This window comes from uncultured Maribacter sp. (genome assembly GCF_947495965.1).
Classification (GTDB): domain Bacteria; phylum Bacteroidota; class Bacteroidia; order Flavobacteriales; family Flavobacteriaceae; genus Maribacter_B.
Window position 1 is genome coordinate 36,371 of record NZ_CANMBB010000009.1, and the last position, 19,302, is coordinate 55,672.

The following is a 19,302-nucleotide window of genomic DNA, read 5'->3' on the forward strand; positions in this document are numbered from 1 at the left end:
TAGTGTTCTAAAACATTACAATTATGAAATATCAAATATTATTTATTACCATTACCTCATTATTTATTTCTTGTAGCAATGATAAAAAAGCTACCGAAACTACCAAGCAATTTTCTAGCTTAAAATCTAATATTCTTCTAGAAAATAGTATGAATAAACCTTTTAATGCAAAGCTTCATAAGGAACACCATACGCTATTTATTTCTGGGAAAAATATTTTGGAAGGAACCGCTACTTTAAAAGTAACAAATACAAAAGGAGAAGAATTATCTTGTGCATCTTTCCCTGCAAAAAAGTTAATACATCAAGAATATAAAATGGCAAATTCTACCTTACAAGAACAACATCTAAGAGATGTTGTTAAAACCTTCTTTACCAAGGACGAAAACGACTCTATAGCAAACCTTTAAAATTGCACTAATACTACTTTTTATTCGTTAATACTATAACCATTAATATATAACCACCATGATAATATTCGGAAGCAGATCAGCATACATTGGTTCAAAAATGTCTACAAATGCAATTTGCAGTAATTGCCAAACCCAAGGAAAAATTCGTTACAGCGTTTTTAGTAGCCACGCCCATGTTTTTTGGATACCTGTATTCCCAATGGGAAAAACAGGAGTTTCTGAGTGTCAACATTGTAAAAAAACACTTAGAGTAAGAGAAATGCCTGCACAAATGCAAAAGGAATGTAATGCCGTAAAAAAAGAAATGAAAGCTCCTATTTGGCAATTTTCTGGCTTGTTTATAATTGGCGCACTAATAGTTCTTGCCGGTTTTGCAAGTAAAAACGACAAGAAAAATGAAGCCGAATATTTAATAAAGCCTTTAGTAGGAGATATTTATGATTACAAAACAAATACAGATCAATACTCTACTATGAAAGTAGCTAAAGTAACTACTGACTCCGTTTTTGTTCAATTAAATGATTATGAAATAAGCCGAAGCAGTAAAATTTATAAAATAGATAAAGAGAAAAATTATGCAGATGCTATATATGGGTATTCTATTGATGAAATAAAGAGCATGTATGATGAAAGAATAATTATAGATATTGATAGAGATTAAATATACTTTAAAGCCACTTTTTTCTTTTAAAATATAGTAGCATCCCTATAAAAATAACTACCATTACAGTTAGCAGTACAAAATATCCATTTTGATACTTAAGTTCTGGAATATTTACAAAATTCATCCCATAAATACCCGCCAAGAATGTAAGCGGAATAAATATTACAGAAATTAGTGTTAGTAGTTGCATTACTTGGTTCATTTTAAGGCTCATCTCTGAAATAAATAAATCATGAAGGCCATTTAGTATCTCTCTAGTAGCATCTACGGTATCCATTACTTGAATAGTATGCTCATACAAATCTCTAACATACAATTGACTAGAATGTTCTATAAAAGCATTGTCTGTTTTAGAAAACTTACTTATAGCCTCTCTTAATGGAGAAACAGATTTTCTCATAGACATTAGCTCTTTTTTAAGCTGATGAATTTTATTCTTATCTTGAACTTGTTGGTTCTCTATAATCCTTTTTTCTAAACCTTCTATTACTTCTTCTATTTCATCTAGAGCTATGTAATAGTTATCTACTATACTATCTATTAAAGCATAGGCAAGATAATCTGCTCCTCGTTGCCTAATTTTACCTTTACCTGTATTTATTCTTTTTCTAACATACGCAAATAAATCACTATCTGTTTCTTGCACAGTCAACATAAAGCCATTATTAAAATATACGGCTACATGTTCTTTTTTTATTTCTAAAAGCGTACTGTTAAAGCTAATAGAAGAAAGGGTAATAAAAATCCCATTTTCATATTCTTCAAACTTTGGTCTTTGATGAATATCTACTATTGCTTCCTGTATTAGTGGATGTATTTCAAATATTTGTCCTACTTGTGTAATTAAATCCGTATCATGCATTCCGCGAATGTCATACCAATCTATTTTTTCATTAGAAGGTTTTTTTAGTATTGTTTTAGAATGGCTTTCTATTATTTGATCATTACAATAAGTTTCATTATAAGCCAGGTAATGCGTATGCACATTATCTACTTTTTTATTTCCTGTAAATACTACAGAACCAGGAGGTAACCCAATTTTCTTATTGTGTTTTCGCATATATAAATATATAACTCTATTACTAGATTACATATACTATTTTAAAAAGCAATGATTTTTAAAAAGATTTATCTTTTTAGATAAAAAGTATACTAAAAAAGGCAAGCAATTACATACTTGCCTTACTGGTGACCGCGAAGGGATTCAAACCCCCAACCCTCAGAGCCGAAATCTGATGCGCTATTCAGTTGCGCCACGCGGCCTCATTTATTTTTAAGAAAGTAATTTTTTTACAATAGTAGAGATAGTTTTTCCGTCTGCTTGTCCAGATAATTCTTTAGACACCATACCCATAACTTTGCCCATATCTTTCATTCCAGAAGCTCCAGTAGCCTCAATAGTTTGCACCACAACTTTTTCTACTTCTTCCTCGGTTAATTGTTCTGGTAAAAATTGTTCTATTACAGCAACTTCTGCTAATTCTGGTTCTGCTAAATCTGCTCTACCCTGTTCTGTAAAAATAGCGGCACTATCTTTCCTTTGCTTAACAAGTTTTTGCACTAGCTTCACTTCTTCCTCTTCAGATAATACTGTTTTAGAACCACTTTCTGTTTGCGCTAATAATAATGCAGATTTTATTGCTCTTAATGATTGTAATGCAACAGAATCTTTTGCTTTCATAGCAGCTTTCATCTGCTCCATAACCCTAGATTGTAAGCTCATAACTATACATTTTTAGAAGTGCGAAGATAAAAAAATAAACCCGAAAATAGTTTCTATTTTCGGGTTTAATAAACTTGGTACTACATTCCTTAATCTACATTATCATGTAAAAAAGAATTATTAGATCGTAACTGAATTTCATCATTACTATCGGAACCTAAAGTGGTTCTAGAAATTTTTTTTTCAGCGCCACTGTTATTTAAATCAATACCCTTTCTTTTATATGCAGGTTCTTTTTCTATTTCATCTATGCTAGAGCTTCCCTGAAACTTATAATTATAATCTTTTAATTTTCTTCTGCGTTCGTCTGCTCTTTCTTTTAAAAGCTCCTCTATTGGTTTTTCTAATGGGTCTACCTCTTCTTGTATAGCTTCAGGAGAAGGGCTTACTGTTCTTTTTTGAAACACCAACTCATCTTCTACAATCTTTGGCTCAAATTCTTCTGCTTTAGATTTTGCTCCCGTGAGTTTATTCTCCAGCTCCATATAGTCATCTAAACTATATCTTTTTTCTCCATCTTTATTGTACTCTAAAACAGGAATCACTTCTATGTGCTCGTTTACATCTACATCTTTAATATCATCATCTAAACTAAACGTAATTACATTCTCTTGTTCTTCTTTAGTTTCTTTTAATGGCATATCAAAACTCATAGAAAACATATCGTCTTCTTGTTTTGGCTTAACCTCTTGATGATCTATAACGTTCATATTCTTTATAGCATCAGAAGAATCTATTATTACAAAATCATCTTCGCTAACATTTTCTGCTACTACTTCATCATAAAACACATTAAAGTTTTTAATGTAGTTGGTTGTAGGAATTAAATCTAAATCACTATCATCTTCTAAAGTATGTGCTATAGTATTAATAACTTTATCTTCAGAATCATCTATTAATTGATGTACTATATTGTTTTGCATTAAATCTTTTTCGGCTTTTTGACCATCTTCAAGTGTGTGAATAATTTTTTTAGATTCTGTATTCACAATATCATCTTGCTGGTCTACATTAAAACCCGTAGCAATAACCGTTACAGCAATTGCTTCTCCTAAATCTTCATCTTCACCAACACCCATTATTATGTTTGCTCCATAACCAGCCTCTACTTGTATATGGTCATTAATTTCTCCTATCTCGTCAATAGTAATTTCTTGAGAACCAGATACTATAAGTAGTAATACATTTTTAGCACCATTAATTTTATTATCATTTAATAATGGAGAGTCTAATGCTTTCATTATTGCTTCATTAGCTCTTGAAGATCCAGATGCAATTGCAGAACCCATAATTGCTGTTCCACTATTAGAAAGTACTGTTTTAGCATCTCTAAGGTCAATATTCTGAGTGTAGTGATGTGTAATTACTTCTGCAATACCGCGAGCAGCAGTTGCCAACACTTCATCTGCTTTAGAGAAACCAGCTTTAAAACCTAAGTTACCGTATACTTCTCTTAATTTATTATTATTTATTACAATTAAAGAATCTACATTAGCACGTAATTTTTCAATTCCTAATTGTGATTGTTGTCCTCGCATTTTACCTTCAAACTGAAAAGGCATAGTAACAATCCCTACGGTAAGAACATCCATTTCTTTTGCGATTTTGGCTATAATTGGAGCAGCACCAGTTCCTGTTCCACCACCCATACCCGCAGTAATAAAAATCATTTTTGTAGTAGTACCCAACATAGCTTTTATGTCTTCCATACTTTCAATGGCAGCTTGTTCTCCTACTTCTGGGTTAGCACCAGCCCCCAATCCTTCTGTAAGAGAAACACCTAATTGAATTTTATTTGGTACAGGGCTATTATCTAAAGCTTGCGAATCTGTGTTACAAATAATAAAATCTACACCGTTAATTCCGGCTTGGAACATGTGATTAATGGCATTACTACCGCCCCCACCGACTCCAACTACCTTAATAACGTTACTTTGATTCTTAGGTAAATCAAAAGAAATATTTTCAAATTCCGTGTTGTTACTCATGCTATTTAAATTACTGGTTAATATGTGTTCTTTATTCTAATTGTTCTACTCTGCGTTATCTAAAAAGTCTTTCAGCTTATCAGACCATTTATCTAAAACAGATTTTCTAGGGGCTTTACTTTGTTCTTGCGGTGCTTCTAAATTCCCATTTTCTACTAAAACAGGTTCTTCTTCAGTTACCGTAGTATTCTCTTCTTGCTCTAAATTATTTAACTCTTCTATTCTTTTAATTTTAGCGTCGTTCTCTATAGCATTCATTAACAAACCAACACTGGTTGCATATAATGGGCTTACTACTTCTTTATCTGAATCTCCTGCTAAATGCTCATTAGGATACCCTATTCTAGTATCCATTCCTGTAATATATTCTACTAATTGCTTTAAATGTTTTAATTGGCTGCCGCCTCCTGTTAAAACTATACCTGCAATTAATTTTTTCTTTTGCTCTTCATGACCGTAGTTTTTTATCTCTACATATACCTGCTCAATAATTTCTACAACTCTTGCATGAATAATTTTAGAAAGATTTTTAAGTGATATTTCTTTTGGCTCTCTGCCTCTTAAACCAGGTATAGATACTATTTCATTATCCTTATTTTCTCCTGGCCATGCAGAACCAAATTTTATTTTAAGAAGCTCCGCTTGTTTTTCTATAATAGAACAACCTTCTTTTATATCTTCTGTAATTACACCACCTCCAAAAGGGATAACAGCAGTATGTCTTATAATACCATCTTTAAAAATGGCTAAATCTGTAGTACCACCTCCTATATCTATTAATGCTACACCAGCTTCTTTTTCTTCTTGACTTAATACTGCATTAGACGATGCTAATGGCTCTAAAGTTATATTTCCTAGATCTAAACCTGCACTTTTAATGCATCTACCAATATTTTTTATAGAAGTTACTTGACCAACTACTACGTGAAAATTAGCCTCTAACCTACCACCATACATTCCAATAGGCTCTTTAATTTCTGCCTGCCCATCTACTTTATACTCTTGTGGTAATACATGAATAATTTCTTCTCCAGGTAGCATTATTAATTTATATACTTGGTTACAAAGCGTATCCAAATCATTATCATTAATAACCTTTTCAGAATCTTCTCTAGAAATATAATCACTGTGCTGTAAGCTACGTATGTGTTGCCCTGCTATACCAACAACAACAGAACCTATTCGTAAACCAGAATTAGCTTCTGCTTCCTCTACAGCTTGTTGTATAGATTTTATAGTTTGCGTAATATTATTTACGACACCTCTATGTACTCCCAAACTCTTAGATTTACCAATGCCAAGAATTTCGATTTTACCATATTCATTCTCCTTACCAATAATTGCTACAATTTTGGTAGTACCTATGTCTAAACCTACTGAATAATTAGCTTGTTCCATTGTTTCTATATTTTGGTGCACACTACTTGATTATTAAACTCTAGGCTAACCATTGTAAAGTTCTCCAAAGTTTTATCTTTATTAGCCTTGGTATAAAAGGCCTTAAAATTGTTAAATTTTTCTTCCAAATTATCTACTCCACCCAGACTAACAACAAATTGTTCCATTCTAAATTTTAGTTGATAGTTATTTACATCTTCAATATGAATTCCTATTACATTTTTTCTTAGGAACTCATCTTCATTTATGTATTTTAAAATTTCATACACATCTTCTAAACTATCTCCCGATATTTTACCCGTAATAATTGGTACCCTAGCCGAGTGATTTCTGGATAACGGCATGCGTTTTCCTTCATCATCTAGATAACAATTTGTATTCCCCGTAATTCTTGCGATTGGCTTTCGTTGAACAATTCTAGACGTAAGCTCCCCATCTACAGTAAGATACACTTGGGCTTTTTTCACCATGTCATTAGCTTCAATAGCCTTCTCCACAGTATTCAAAGCTAATTTTTCTTTTGAGACGTTTTCAAGGTTCCCGTAATTTTGTATTAACAATTTATTAACCATGCCTTGCGTAAGGTATAAATTGTCATTTCCAACAAATTCTATATTTACTTTTTTTATATTTTTTTCTCCATTTCTATGATTAGAAAACGCGTACAAACCTAATAAAACAAGGCTTAAACCAAAAATCTTAATATAATTCCAATTAATTTTCATAGTATAATTCTTTTTTTATTTTTTCTACCTCTAAACCAATATCTCCTGCTCCCATTGTAATTATTATTTCAGGGTTTTGTTGTTTAATTTCTGAAATAATATTTGCTTTATTAATTAATTTTTTATTAGGGTTTTTTATTTTATCCAACAGCCATTTTGAAGTAACTCCTTCTATAGGTTTTTCTCTTGCCGGATATATATCTAACAACAAAATACTATCAAACTTTGACAGACTTTCTGCAAATTCTTCAATAAAATCTTTAGTCCTTGAAAATAAATGTGGCTGAAAAATAGCTAACACTTTTTTTTCTGGATGCATTTCATAAATTGCATCGCAAACTGCATTAATTTCTGTAGGATGATGCGCATAATCATCTACATAAACTAAATTATTGGTTTTAATTTGATAAGAAAACCTACGTTGCACGCCCTTAAATGTAGCAAGCGCATTAGCAAGGCGATTGGCAGGGGAACCAGCCTGTATCGCCATTGCAAAAGCAACTAAACCATTTAACAAATTATGTCTCCCTGGTTTATTAAAAGTAACTCCCTTTACAACTTCACTAGGAGTTCCCAAATCAAAAATGTAGGCACCATGTTCTATTTTTAAATTTCGAATACAAAAATCCGAATCATCTTCTATTCCATAAGTAATACCATCTATAGGTAAACCTTTACGTACAAACAGCTTCCCATTTGGTTTTATACGTTTTGTAAATTCTTTAAATGAATTTTTTAATTCTTCTTCTGTTCCATAAATATCTAAATGATCTGCATCCATAGAGGTTATGCATGCCATACTCGGAGATAATTGTAAAAAAGAACGATCAAACTCATCGGCCTCTACAACAGAATACTCTGTTCCTTCTAAAAGAAAATTACTATTAAAATCTTCTGATATACCCCCTAAAAAAGCAGTAATGGGTGTTCCCGTTTCTTTTAACAAATGAGCCAAAATACTCGATGTTGTAGTTTTTCCATGGGTACCAGCAACTGCAAAACAAAAAGTATCCTTAGTAATAATTCCCAATACCTCTGAACGTTTTTTTATTGTAAAACCATTATTTAAAAAGTATTGATACTCCCCATGTGTAGTTGGTACAGCAGGAGTATAAACTATAAGTGTTTTTTCTACATCTAGGTATTCTGCAGCAATAGTATTTATAGCATCTTCATAATGTATTGCTATTCCAATTCCCCGAAGCTCTTGTGTTAATGGGGTCTCTGTTTTATCATACCCTGCCACATTTTTATTTATGAATTTAAAATAACGTGCTAGAGCAGACATTCCTATGCCACCTATGCCTATAAAGTAAACGTTATGTATTTGTTTTAAATTCATTTTATTTTTGCAATAATATTTCTATTTGATCCACTATATCTTTGGTAGCATTTGGCAATGCCATATTCTTTATGTTTTTAGCAATTTCTTCTTGCTTTTCTTTTGATGTAATTAACCCTGAAAAAGTAGTATCAAAATCAGCCTCTAAATCTTTTTCCTTTACTAGTACAGCAGCATTTTTATTCACCAAAGCCATTGCATTTTTTGTTTGATGGTCTTCTGCCACATTTGGCGACGGTATAAAAACCACAGGTTTACCAACAATACTTAACTCGGATACAGAACCTGCACCTGCTCTTGAGATAATAACATCTGCACTAGCATAAGCATAATCCATTTTATTTATAAAAGCCATTACTTTTATAGTGTCTGAATTGTATTTTTTAAACTCCTCATAATATAACTTACCACACTGCCATATAATTTGCAAACCTGCTTCTTTAAAAAAATCTAGTTTTTTCTCTATTAATTGGTTTATTCTACGAGCTCCTAAACTACCTCCTAAAACAACTAATGTTTGCTTACTTTCCTTTAACTCAAAAAAACTTAAAGCCTCTTTCTTATCCGTAGCAAGGGTAATTAAATCTTCACGAACAGGGTTTCCTGTTTTTACAATTTTATGTGCTGGAAAAAATTTATCCATACCATCATAAGCAACACAAATCTTAGCTACAGCATCTTTTAAAAGTTTATTTGTAACCCCTGCATAAGAATTTTGCTCCTGCAATAAACAAGGCACTTTTCTCCCTGATGCAATTTTAAGTAACGGTCCACTAGCAAAGCCCCCAGTACCAATTACGGCGTTAGGTTTAAACTGCGATACTATTTTTCTTGCTCTTAACAAACTGCTTATTAGTTTAAAAGGAAACATTAAATTCTTTATAGTCAACTTTCGTTGTAATCCTGTAATCCACAAGCCTTCAATTTTATATCCTGCTTGTGGCACTTTCTCCATCTCCATCCTATCTTTTGCCCCAACAAAAAGAAACTCTGCATTTGGGTATCTTTTCTTTAACTCATTTGCTATGGCAATAGCCGGATAAATATGCCCACCTGTACCTCCTCCAGAAAGAATAAATTTATAATTGTCCACTTAATATCTCTAAAGGGTTAGCTTCATCTATATCTGTACTTATATTCTCTTCTATTTCGGTTTCTTTATTACTAACACTTAATATTATTCCTATGGCCAAACAAATCATCCAACTAGAGGTTCCTCCCATACTAACTAATGGTAAATTTTGCCCAGTGACAGGGAATAATTCTACCGCAACAGCCATGTTAATTAATGCCTGAAAAACAATTGGCAAACCCACTCCTAAAACCAGTAATTTCCCAAATATTGTTGTGCTCCCATTTGCTACTACTATTATTCTAAAAAGCAGTAATAAATAAAAAAACATCAACACAAAACCTCCTATTAAACCATATTCTTCTACTATAATAGCAAAAATGAAATCGGAAGAACTTTGCGGTAAGAAATTTTTCTGTACGCTCTTTCCTGCTCCTTTACCAACTATACCTCCTGTTGCTATAGCTATTTTTGCTCTTTCTATTTGGTAATCTGCATCTGTATCTGCCGGATTTGCAAAGTTATCTACCCTACTCATCCAAGTATCTACTCTATTTGGAAACAAATCTGGAGCTGCCTTCGCTGTAAGAATAAAAATTGCTAAAAAGGCTATTCCTGTACCTATAATTCCTAACAAATATTTAATAGGATACCCTCCTAAAAAACAAAGCATTAAGACCATAGAAAAAATAATAGCTGCAGTAGAAAAGTTTGCCGGTAAAATTAACACAACCGTTAAAAAAACTGGAACCCATAAAGGGAGTATACTCTCTGTAAAAGTGACTACTTTATCTTTTATTTTAGTAAGGTAACGAGCTACATAAATCATTAAAACCACAGCCGCCAAATTGGATGGCTGAAACCCTAAACCTACTAACGGTAAACGAATCCATCTGCTAGCATTTGTTCCTCCACTTGTTGTTCCTTGTGCCAGTGTAAATACCAATAAAATTAAAACTACAGGCATTGCTATTAAGGACAGCCCTTTAAAAAAATGCGTTGGAATTTTATGCACTCCATAAATAATTCCGAAACCTAAAAATAAAAGCAAAGCGTGTTTTACTAAATGCCCCATAGTAGTACCATTACCAACAACATAAACCAAGTTACTACTAGAGCTATATACTGGTAAAAATGAGAATAGAGCCAAAAGAGCAACAACTGCCCAAATAGCTTTATCTCCACCAATATTTTTAAATAATTTAAGCACTTTTATAAATTTTTAATTGCTGCTTTAAATTGATTTCCTCTGTCTTCGTAATTCTTAAACAAATCGAAGCTTGCACATGCAGGAGACAATAACACTGTTTCTCCACGACCAGCTATTTTATATGCCACTTTCACCGCTTCTTCCATAGCATATGTTTCCACCAACAAATCCACAACATTACCAAAGGCATCTATAATTTTAGAATTATCCTCTCCTAAACAAATAATTGCCTTTACTTTTTCTCTTACTAAAGGCATTAGTTCTTTATAATTGTTTCCTTTATCTACACCGCCAACTATCCAAACCGTAGCCGTTTTCATACTATCCAAAGCATAGTAAGTTGCATTTACATTGGTAGCCTTAGAATCATTTATATACTGTACATGATTAATTTTTAACACCTTCTCTAAACGATGTTCTGCACCCTGAAAAGCAGCAATACTATTACGTATAGTCTCTTTTCTTATGCTTACCAATTTTGCAGCAGTAGATGCTGCCATTGTATTTTTAAGATTGTGTTTTCCTTCTAAGGCCAAGGTCTCTGTCGTCATTTCTATAGTGTTATTTTGTGTCTTTATTATTATTTTTTCGTCCTGAATAAATGCTCCTTCTTCTAATTGTTCTTTTATAGAAAAAGGAATTAATTGAGATTTAACTGGGTTATTCTGCAACCATTGTACTATTACTTCATCATCTGCATCATAAATTAAATAGTCTTCTGGTTCTTGATTTTTTGCAATACTAAATTTAGAAGCTATATAGTTTTCAAACTTATAATCATACCTATCTAAATGGTCTGGTGTTATATTCGTTAAAATAGCTATGTGTGGTTTAAAATCCACAATACCATCTAACTGAAAACTACTAATCTCTAAAACATAGTAATCATAGGAATTTTCAGAAACCATTTTGGCGTAACTATCACCAATATTACCTGCCATGCCAACATGTAAACCTGCCTCTTTAAAAATATAGTTTGTAAGCATTGTAGTTGTAGTTTTTCCATTACTACCCGTAATACCAATTATGGTTGCATTGGTATATTTTGATGCAAACTCTATTTCCGAAATAACAGGGATACCACTTGCATGTAGTTTTTGTATTAAAGCAACTTTGTCTGGTATACCAGGGCTTTTCATTACTACATTAGCATTTAATATTTTAGATTCTGTATGGACCTCTTCTTCCCAATTAATCTCAAAATGTTTAAGAACGTTTTTATATTCCTCTTTTATTTTTCCTCTATCGGATACAAAAACTTCATATCCTTCTTTTTTTCCTAGAATTGCAGTTCCAACACCACTTTCTCCTCCTCCTAGTATTACTAACCTTTGCATTATTATCTTACTTTAAGCGTAACTATAGTTATAATAGCTAGCAAGATTCCTATAATCCAAAAGCGAGTTACTATCTTACTCTCGTGATAGCCTTTCTTTTGGTAATGATGATGTAAAGGAGCCATTAAAAAAATACGTTTACCCTCTCCTGTTTTCTTCTTTGTATATTTAAAATATCCTACTTGTAATATGACTGATATATTCTCTGCAAAGAAAATTCCACATAACACTGGTATTAATAATTCTTTACGTATTACAATAGCTATTACCGCAATTACACCTCCTATAGTTAAACTCCCAGTGTCTCCCATAAATACTTGAGCAGGAAATGTATTATACCATAAAAATCCTATTAAAGCCCCCATAAAAGCGGTTACAAAAACCAATAGTTCGCCTGCTCTTGGGATAAACATTATGTCTAGGTATTCTGAAAAAATATAATTACCAGAAACCCATGTAAAAACACCTAACGCAAACACTATTATAGCAGAAGTTCCTGCCGCTAAACCATCTATACCATCCGTAAGGTTAGCACCATTAGAAACTGCTGTAACAATTAAGATTACAATAGGAATGAACAATAACCACGCATATTCTTTAGCCCCGTCTCCCATCCAAGAAATAAAACTACTATAGTCCATTTCATTATTCTTAAAAAAAGGTACTGTTGTCATGGTAGATTTTATGTCTTGCCCACGAATTTCCTCTACTGTAAAATTTTCAGTAATCATCGTTTTATTATGCTCACGCATAGTCACTTCTGGATGAAAATAAAGAGTTGCACCTACTATTAAACCCAAACCAACTTGTCCTAAAATTTTAAAACGTCCTTTTAAACCTTCTTTATCCTTTTTAAAAATCTTTATATAATCATCTATAAAACCAATAATACCCATCCAAACTGTGGTTACTAGCAATAAAATAATATAGATGTTATTTAATTTTGCAAATAACAATACAGGAATAAGAGTTGCCATAATTATTATAAGCCCTCCCATGGTTGGTGTTCCTGCTTTTTGCTTTTGCCCGTCTAAACCTAAATCTCTAACCGTTTCTCCTATTTGCTGTTTTTGCAAAAACACTATTACGCGTTTTCCGTAAACGGTAGCAATAATTAAAGAAAAAAGAATAGCCATTGCAGCACGAAACGTAGTAAACTGGAACAAACTTGCTCCAGGAAATTGGTATTGTTTCTCTAAATATTCAAATAAATAATACAGCATTGCTCTCTTTTTATCTTATTTGTTTAGGTCTGCTAAAAGCTCTTTCACTATTTTAAAATCATCAAAATCTACCCTTTTTCCATTGGTTTCCTGATATGTTTCGTGCCCCTTGCCTGCCACCAAAATAATATCATTAGCTTGTGCAAACTGGCAAGCTGTTTTTATAGCTTGTTTACGATTTTCTATAGAAAGGATTTTTCTGAAATTTTGAGGTTCCACACCTGCTTCCATTTCTTCAATTATAATACTAGCTACTTCTGTTCTAGGATTATCGGATGTAAAAATGGCTTTATTACTCATCTCGGAAGCAATATTACCCATTACCGGACGCTTAGACTTGTCTCTATCGCCACCACACCCCACAACGGTGATGACGTTTTCATTTCCAGTCCTCAATGTATTGATTGTCTCAAGTACATTTTTCAAGGCGTCCGGCGTATGGGCATAATCAACTATTGCCGTAATTTTTTCTTTAGATATATAATATTGAAACCTACCATCTACATTATCTAACTCACTCAATAAGCGTAAGGTCTCCAGATTCTCTAATCCCAACAATTCCGCCGCAGCAAATATTGCAAGCATATTATAGGCATTAAAATGACCTATTAATTTAGTCCACAACTCCTGATCATTTACCTTAAGTAACTGGCCATCAAATCTATTTTCTAATATTTGTGCCCTATAATCTGCATAAGATTTTAAGGCATACGTATATTTTTTTGCTTTGGTATTCTGGAGCATCACCTCCCCATTCTTATCATCTAGATTGGTAAGTGCAAATGCCTTTTTACTTAAGTTATCAAACAATACTTTTTTAGTATCTCTGTACTCTGCAAAAGTTTTATGATAATCTAAGTGATCATGTGAAAGATTGGTAAAAATTGCACCCTCAAAAACAAGCCCTTCTGTTCTTTTTTGATGAATACCGTGCGAACTTACTTCCATAAAACAATACTCCACCCCAGCAATATTCATTAATTTTAGATACTTATTTATAGTTAAAGCATCTGGCGTAGTATGCGTAGCAGGAAACTCTTTATTATCTACAACTATTTTTATAGTAGATATTAAACCCACCTTAAACCCTGCTTTTGTAAATAATTGATATAATAAACTACTAATAGTAGTTTTACCATTTGTTCCTGTAATACCTACTAATTTTAAGTTTTTTGATGGCGTATCATAAAAATTAGAAGCCATAATTGCCAAAGCACTATTTCCGTTACCTACTTCTACATAGGTTACTCCATTTACCAAAACTTCTGGCAATGTTTCACAAACTATAGCTTTAGCACCAGAATTAATAGCAGTTTCTATATACTTATGACCATCTGTAATGGTTCCTTTAATAGCCACAAATACATCATCTAAACTTACATTTCTAGAATCAAAACATACAGCATTAACCAAACAATTAGTGTCTCCACTAACTGCCGATAGGCTTACCCCAAATAATATGTCTTTAAGTAATTTCATGAAAGTACTAGTACTATTTTATTTTTTACTTTACTTATTTCTGTTCCTTTAGATACCGACTGCTTTTTTACTTTTCCGTTTCCTTTTACCTCTACATTAAGTCCTAGGTTTTCAAGTATAGCAATAGCATCCATACCACACATACCTTTTACATTTGGCACTGTTGTTTGTTTTTTTTGCACTTGCGCATAATATTTTTGATAAGAAGAATCTAAATTTTTATTCTTAACATCTTTCATATTAATCTCATCTACCAAAGGAGATGTAGCGTAAACTTTTTGTGCTACAGACTTAAATACTGGCCCAGAAACATCTGCACCATAATAACCTACACTTTTATCTGGTTCATGAATAACTACTATACAAGAATACTTAGGATTATCCGCAGGAAAGTAACCTGCAAAAGTGGATATATACTTTAATTTATCTGGGTCTTTAGAAACATAGTCTTTTTGACAAGTTCCTGTTTTTCCTGCCATAGAAAAATTAGGAGAATACAACCCGTGCCCTGTTCCATGCTTCTTTTCTACTGTATTTTTTAATAACTGCTTAACTTTAGATATAGTCTCTTTAGAACATATTGACGGATTAAGAACTTCTTTATCAAAAACCTCTACAGTTCTATTCCATTCTTTTACTTCTTTTATTAATCTTGGCTTCACCATTTCACCATCATTAGCAATAGCATTATAAAACGCCAAAGTTTGCATTGGTGTTACCGCAACTTCATAACCATAAGCCATTTGCGCCAAAGAAAGACCTGACCAACCTTTATCTCCTGGATAACGTATAACTGGTTTACCCTCTCCTTTTATAGGCATCCCTAATGTTTTATGTAAACCCATATTCATTAACCTATTTACATAGCGTTCTGGATTTTCTTTATAACCGTTATGAATCATTTTAGCAAATGCCGTGTTAGAAGAAACTTCAAAAGCTTTAGACATAGTAATTTTACCATAACCACCATGCTTAGAATCTCTTACTCTATGCTTATAAATTTTCCAATATCCTTTTTCTGTATCTTTTACAGTACTGGTATCTATGATACCGTCTTCTAAAGCAGCAACAATATTCATTAACTTAAAAGTAGAACCAGGTTCATGAGATTCTCCTATTGCATAATTAAGACGCTCGTAATATTTACCCTCTTTGGTTCTTCCTAAATTAGATATTGCTTTTACCTCGCCTGTTTTAGTTTCCATTACAATTACACAACCGTGATCCGCTTTATAATAATCTAGTTGTTTTAATAAAGCATGATGCGCTATATCTTGTATGTTTACATCTATAGTAGAAATAACATCGTACCCATCTTGTGGCTCTACAATATTATCTGTACCAATAGGCTTCCATTGTCCTTTTGCTATTTTTTGTTTTAAACGCTTACCTTCTACTCCTCCTAAATACTGACCAAAAGCTCCTTCTAAACCTACTCTTGTGTAATATCCATTTTCATCTACGCGTTCATAACCTACACTACGCTCTGCTATTTTACCTAAAGGATGCTCTCTAACTGTTTTTTGCTCCACAATTAACCCCCCTTTATATGGACCCATTTTTAATAAAGGAAATTCCTTTATTGCCATATAATCTGAATAATCTAGATTTCTTGCCAATAAAGTGTATCTATTTTTGTTTGCCTTAGCCTTACGGAGTAACTGTTGATAATGTGATGACGTATTTCCTAAAAGTTTTGCCAATGCATTAGATAAAGGTTTTACATTTTCATTAAATGTTTTATCCTTTACAGTAACCGCATCAAAACGAATAGTATATCTAGAAACTGATGTAGCCAATAAACTACCATCATCAGAATACAAATTACCACGATTAGGCGCTATAGTAAACATTTTAGAAGTACGCTTGTCTGCCAAGTCCTTATACTTATCTCCATGCACCATTTGTATACTCACCAGTTTAAACATAACAGCGACAGCAAAAAGGAAAAGCCCTCCTGCTACAAAGTATAATCTTGTTAATATACTTTTATCTGTTACTGGCATTATTGTATTTCTGCATTTAAAGATTTAACCATTATTTTTTTTGGAGGTGTTTCTGAAGGATACAAATCTGCTTCTGCTAACACCTCAGTTATTTTTGATTCCAACTTTAGTCTTTGCACATCAGAACGCACATCCACAAACTCACTTCTTAGCTCACGTACCTGCTCATTTAATGCTGCAATTTTATGCACCTTAGTATCTGCGCTGTGCGAACTACCAATCATTATTGTTGCCAAAAAAGAAGCAAAAATGATAAAGAGCCAATTTTTTGGAGCATCACCACTCACTAAAAACTTACCCTTTAAAATATCCAATATGCCCTTCTTTACTTTCATAGTTTTACCCCTATTCTAAGCTTAGCACTCCTTGCTCTATTATTTTCTTTTACCTCTTCCCTAGACGGAACTATAAGTCCTCCTACTTTTTTAAATGGAACATCTACATTACCGTAAAAATCTTTCTCTGGCTCCCCTTCAAATTGCCCTGCTCTTATAAATCTTTTTACCAATCTATCTTCTAGAGAATGATAACTTATTGCACTTAACCTACCTCCTGCATCTAACAAATCTGGCGTTTGCAACAAAAATTCTTCTATTACCTGCACCTCCTGATTTACCTCTATTCTAATTGCCTGGTATATTTGTGCTAATATTTTATGCTCTTTATGTTGCGGCAAAAATTGTTTTAAAACCTCTTTTAAACCTTCGGTTGTCTTTATTTTAGCCTCTTCTCTTTTTTCTATAATCTTATTTGCCATTGCATTTGCGTTACGCAAATCGCCATATTGAAACAAAACCTTTCTTAAATCATCAAAAGAATACTCATTTACTACACTGTATGCAGAAACCATATTCTTTTTACTCATACGCATATCTAAATCTGCGTTAAAACGAGTAGAAAAACCTCTTTCTGCTTTATCAAATTGATGTGACGAAACTCCAAAATCTGCCAAAATTCCATCTACCTTCCGAACGCCATAGAACTTTAAAAACTGCTTTATATATCTAAAATTCTCATTAATAAGTGTAAACCTATCATCCTCAATTACATTTGCCAAAGCATCTTCATCCTGATCAAAAGCAAACAACTTACCGTTACTTCCTAGCCTTTTTAATATTTCTCTAGAATGCCCTCCTCCTCCAAAAGTCACATCTACATAAACACCATCTTCTTTAATATCTAGCCCATCTACAGACTCTTCTAACAAAACAGGATTATGATAACTCATTATTAGATTTTCCAGTGTTTCTTACTTTTTTTGCTAGACTAACCTTCTCTTCTTTAGATGCAGATATTCTAGCATCATACAGGTCTTTATCCCAAATCTCAATACGTTTTCCTATTGGCGCTAACACAACGTTTTTTGTAATACCTACTGCCGTTATAACATCTTTAGGAATTAACAACCTACCATTAGCATCAATCTCTACTTGTCTTAAACTGGCCGTGTATTTTCTGATAAAATCTATATTTTCTTCCTCGTACCTACTTAATTCATTAAGCTCTCGCATTACTGTATTCCACTCATTCATAGGATACAACTCCAAACAATCTTCATAATAAGAGCGCTTAACTACAAACCCATTATTTAATACAGGCGCAATCTGGTTTCTAAGACTCACAGGCAACATTACCCGACCCTTAGCATCAGCTTTACAATTAAAAACCCCAAAGAAAAATATATCCAAAGCGCTGTATTTACTTTTTACAACTCAAATATATATATTTTATTACCACAATTTACCACAAAATACCACTTTGTTAATAAATTTTAGCTTTTTTGACAAAAAGAGGGTTCAAAAAATCAAAAAAGAGATGTTTTTAAAAAATTAGAGCTAATGTTTTGAAGACCAATTAGATTACAAATTCTACTCCATAACTAAAAAAGGGTGAAAAACTATTCTATATAATTCCCTATATTTGCCGACAAAGACCACAAGCATCCTTGAATGGAAGAAGAAATAATAACGGAAGGAAAATTTAAGTATATAGAGAAAGGAGAAGGTACTTCTATAATTATACTACATGGTCTAATGGGCGGTTTAAGCAATTTTCATGGCGTAACAGAACATTTTCCTAAGAAAGGATATAAAGTTCTAATCCCAGAATTGCCTATCTATGATATGCCTATGATTAAAACCACTGTAAAAAACTTTGCTAAATACCTAGATAGTTTTATAAAATTTAAAAAACTTAACAACGTTATTCTTTTAGGCAATTCTTTAGGAGGCCACATAGGACTTTTATACACAAAACTATACCCACAAAATGTTAAAGCTCTTGTAATTACTGGCAGTTCTGGGCTGTACGAAAGTGCTATGGGAGACGGCTATCCAAGAAGAGGGGATTATGAGTTTATAAAGAAAAAAGCCGAAGGCGTTTTCTATGACCCAGCTGTAGCTACTAAAGAAATAGTTGATGAAGTTTTTGAAACGGTAAACGACCGTATGAAACTTGTAAAGACGTTAGCAATTGCAAAAAGTGCTATTAGACACAACATGTCTAAAGACCTAGCCAAAATGCCTACACCTACTTGTATTATTTGGGGAGAAAACGACAACGTAACACCCCCGAATGTTGCAAATGAATTTCATGAATTGTTACCAGATTCCGATTTATTTTGGATAGAAAAATGTGGTCATGCACCAATGATGGAACATCCAGAAGAATTTAATACAATTTTAGATTCTTGGCTAGAGAAACGTAATTTCTAACACCTATT

General features: G+C 32.7%; 18 protein-coding genes and 1 tRNA gene. 3 read left to right on the top strand and 16 right to left on the bottom strand.

Annotation, left to right across the window (positions count from 1 at the left end; all coding sequences use genetic code 11):
- Positions 1-23: 23 nt before the first annotated feature.
- On the top strand, positions 24-410 hold the full coding sequence (locus Q0820_RS14760; protein WP_298488702.1) for a hypothetical protein: 387 nt from the start codon (positions 24-26) through the stop codon (positions 408-410).
- A gap of 58 nt (positions 411-468) precedes the next feature.
- Positions 469-1,074 (top strand): hypothetical protein, encoded by a 606-nt coding sequence (locus Q0820_RS14765; RefSeq protein WP_298488704.1) that lies wholly within the window; start codon positions 469-471, stop codon positions 1,072-1,074.
- A gap of 7 nt (positions 1,075-1,081) precedes the next feature.
- Here the strand turns inward: Q0820_RS14765 and corA are convergent, their stop codons facing one another.
- The 16 genes from corA to Q0820_RS14845 all read right to left on the bottom strand — a co-directional run bounded on the left by corA (position 1,082) and on the right by Q0820_RS14845 (position 18,268).
- Complete coding sequence (gene corA / locus Q0820_RS14770; RefSeq protein WP_298488706.1) at positions 1,082-2,137, bottom strand: magnesium/cobalt transporter CorA; 1,056 nt, start codon at positions 2,135-2,137, stop codon at positions 1,082-1,084.
- Between the two features lie 126 nt (positions 2,138-2,263).
- A tRNA-Arg gene (locus Q0820_RS14775) sits at positions 2,264-2,340 on the bottom strand.
- Positions 2,341-2,350: 10 nt separating this feature from the next.
- Complete coding sequence (locus Q0820_RS14780; RefSeq protein ID WP_298488708.1) at positions 2,351-2,800, bottom strand: GatB/YqeY domain-containing protein; 450 nt, start codon at positions 2,798-2,800, stop codon at positions 2,351-2,353.
- Between the two features lie 89 nt (positions 2,801-2,889).
- Positions 2,890-4,788, bottom strand: a complete 1,899-nt coding sequence (gene ftsZ, locus Q0820_RS14785) for a cell division protein FtsZ (protein ID WP_298488710.1) — start codon at positions 4,786-4,788, stop codon at positions 2,890-2,892.
- A 45-nt stretch (positions 4,789-4,833) separates the two neighbouring features.
- Complete coding sequence (gene ftsA / locus Q0820_RS14790) at positions 4,834-6,186, bottom strand: cell division protein FtsA (RefSeq protein WP_298488712.1); 1,353 nt, start codon at positions 6,184-6,186, stop codon at positions 4,834-4,836.
- A 5-nt stretch (positions 6,187-6,191) separates the two neighbouring features.
- Positions 6,192-6,911: a cell division protein FtsQ/DivIB gene (locus tag Q0820_RS14795; RefSeq protein WP_298488714.1), complete on the bottom strand. Its 720-nt coding sequence runs from the start codon at positions 6,909-6,911 to the stop codon at positions 6,192-6,194.
- A complete protein-coding gene (gene murC, locus Q0820_RS14800; RefSeq protein ID WP_298488716.1) occupies positions 6,901-8,253 on the bottom strand; it encodes a UDP-N-acetylmuramate--L-alanine ligase in 1,353 nt (450 codons plus the stop codon). The genes Q0820_RS14795 and murC overlap by 11 nt, the downstream gene beginning before the upstream one ends.
- Before the next feature lies 1 nt (position 8,254).
- Positions 8,255-9,346: an undecaprenyldiphospho-muramoylpentapeptide beta-N-acetylglucosaminyltransferase gene (gene murG, locus Q0820_RS14805; RefSeq protein ID WP_298488718.1), complete on the bottom strand. Its 1,092-nt coding sequence runs from the start codon at positions 9,344-9,346 to the stop codon at positions 8,255-8,257.
- The gene (locus Q0820_RS14810; protein WP_298488720.1) at positions 9,333-10,535 is read right to left on the bottom strand and encodes an FtsW/RodA/SpoVE family cell cycle protein; all 1,203 of its coding nucleotides are present in this window, start codon (positions 10,533-10,535) and stop codon (positions 9,333-9,335) included. Before Q0820_RS14810 ends, murG begins: the two co-directional genes overlap by 14 nt.
- 2 nt (positions 10,536-10,537) lie before the next feature.
- Complete coding sequence (gene murD, locus Q0820_RS14815; protein WP_298488722.1) at positions 10,538-11,872, bottom strand: UDP-N-acetylmuramoyl-L-alanine--D-glutamate ligase; 1,335 nt, start codon at positions 11,870-11,872, stop codon at positions 10,538-10,540.
- 2 nt (positions 11,873-11,874) lie between these two features.
- Positions 11,875-13,095: a phospho-N-acetylmuramoyl-pentapeptide-transferase gene (gene mraY, locus Q0820_RS14820; protein ID WP_298488724.1), complete on the bottom strand. Its 1,221-nt coding sequence runs from the start codon at positions 13,093-13,095 to the stop codon at positions 11,875-11,877.
- A gap of 15 nt (positions 13,096-13,110) precedes the next feature.
- Positions 13,111-14,574: a UDP-N-acetylmuramoyl-L-alanyl-D-glutamate--2,6-diaminopimelate ligase gene (locus Q0820_RS14825; RefSeq protein ID WP_298488726.1), complete on the bottom strand. Its 1,464-nt coding sequence runs from the start codon at positions 14,572-14,574 to the stop codon at positions 13,111-13,113.
- Positions 14,571-16,580 carry a penicillin-binding protein gene (locus tag Q0820_RS14830; protein ID WP_298488728.1) on the bottom strand — a complete coding sequence of 670 codons (2,010 nt, stop codon included), beginning with the start codon at positions 16,578-16,580 and terminating at the stop codon, positions 14,571-14,573. The genes Q0820_RS14825 and Q0820_RS14830 overlap by 4 nt, the downstream gene beginning before the upstream one ends.
- Positions 16,580-16,915, bottom strand: coding sequence for an FtsL-like putative cell division protein (locus Q0820_RS14835; RefSeq protein WP_298488730.1), 336 nt, complete (start codon positions 16,913-16,915; stop codon positions 16,580-16,582). Before Q0820_RS14835 ends, Q0820_RS14830 begins: the two co-directional genes overlap by 1 nt.
- A complete protein-coding gene (gene rsmH / locus Q0820_RS14840) occupies positions 16,912-17,808 on the bottom strand; it encodes a 16S rRNA (cytosine(1402)-N(4))-methyltransferase RsmH (protein ID WP_298488732.1) in 897 nt (298 codons plus the stop codon). The genes Q0820_RS14835 and rsmH overlap by 4 nt, the downstream gene beginning before the upstream one ends.
- Positions 17,795-18,268 (bottom strand): division/cell wall cluster transcriptional repressor MraZ, encoded by a 474-nt coding sequence (locus Q0820_RS14845; RefSeq protein WP_121068981.1) that lies wholly within the window; start codon positions 18,266-18,268, stop codon positions 17,795-17,797. Before Q0820_RS14845 ends, rsmH begins: the two co-directional genes overlap by 14 nt.
- Before the next feature lie 261 nt (positions 18,269-18,529).
- Between Q0820_RS14845 and Q0820_RS14850 the strand changes: the two genes are divergently transcribed.
- The gene (locus Q0820_RS14850; RefSeq protein WP_298488734.1) at positions 18,530-19,294 is read left to right on the top strand and encodes an alpha/beta hydrolase; all 765 of its coding nucleotides are present in this window, start codon (positions 18,530-18,532) and stop codon (positions 19,292-19,294) included.
- The last annotated feature ends 8 nt before the right edge of the window (positions 19,295-19,302 follow it).

Coding starts and splice junctions, on each gene's coding strand:
- Q0820_RS14760 (WP_298488702.1), top strand. CDS start 24: ATGAAATATCAAATATTATTTATTACCATTACCTCATTATTTATTTCT.
- Q0820_RS14765 (WP_298488704.1), top strand. CDS start 469: ATGATAATATTCGGAAGCAGATCAGCATACATTGGTTCAAAAATGTCT.
- corA (WP_298488706.1), bottom strand. CDS start 2,137: ATGCGAAAACACAATAAGAAAATTGGGTTACCTCCTGGTTCTGTAGTA.
- Q0820_RS14780 (WP_298488708.1), bottom strand. CDS start 2,800: ATGAGCTTACAATCTAGGGTTATGGAGCAGATGAAAGCTGCTATGAAA.
- ftsZ (WP_298488710.1), bottom strand. CDS start 4,788: ATGAGTAACAACACGGAATTTGAAAATATTTCTTTTGATTTACCTAAG.
- ftsA (WP_298488712.1), bottom strand. CDS start 6,186: ATGGAACAAGCTAATTATTCAGTAGGTTTAGACATAGGTACTACCAAA.
- Q0820_RS14795 (WP_298488714.1), bottom strand. CDS start 6,911: ATGAAAATTAATTGGAATTATATTAAGATTTTTGGTTTAAGCCTTGTT.
- murC (WP_298488716.1), bottom strand. CDS start 8,253: ATGAATTTAAAACAAATACATAACGTTTACTTTATAGGCATAGGTGGC.
- murD (WP_298488722.1), bottom strand. CDS start 11,872: ATGCAAAGGTTAGTAATACTAGGAGGAGGAGAAAGTGGTGTTGGAACT.
- mraY (WP_298488724.1), bottom strand. CDS start 13,095: ATGCTGTATTATTTATTTGAATATTTAGAGAAACAATACCAATTTCCT.
- Q0820_RS14825 (WP_298488726.1), bottom strand. CDS start 14,574: ATGAAATTACTTAAAGACATATTATTTGGGGTAAGCCTATCGGCAGTT.
- Q0820_RS14830 (WP_298488728.1), bottom strand. CDS start 16,580: ATGCCAGTAACAGATAAAAGTATATTAACAAGATTATACTTTGTAGCA.
- Q0820_RS14835 (WP_298488730.1), bottom strand. CDS start 16,915: ATGAAAGTAAAGAAGGGCATATTGGATATTTTAAAGGGTAAGTTTTTA.
- rsmH (WP_298488732.1), bottom strand. CDS start 17,808: ATGAGTTATCATAATCCTGTTTTGTTAGAAGAGTCTGTAGATGGGCTA.
- Q0820_RS14850 (WP_298488734.1), top strand. CDS start 18,530: ATGGAAGAAGAAATAATAACGGAAGGAAAATTTAAGTATATAGAGAAA.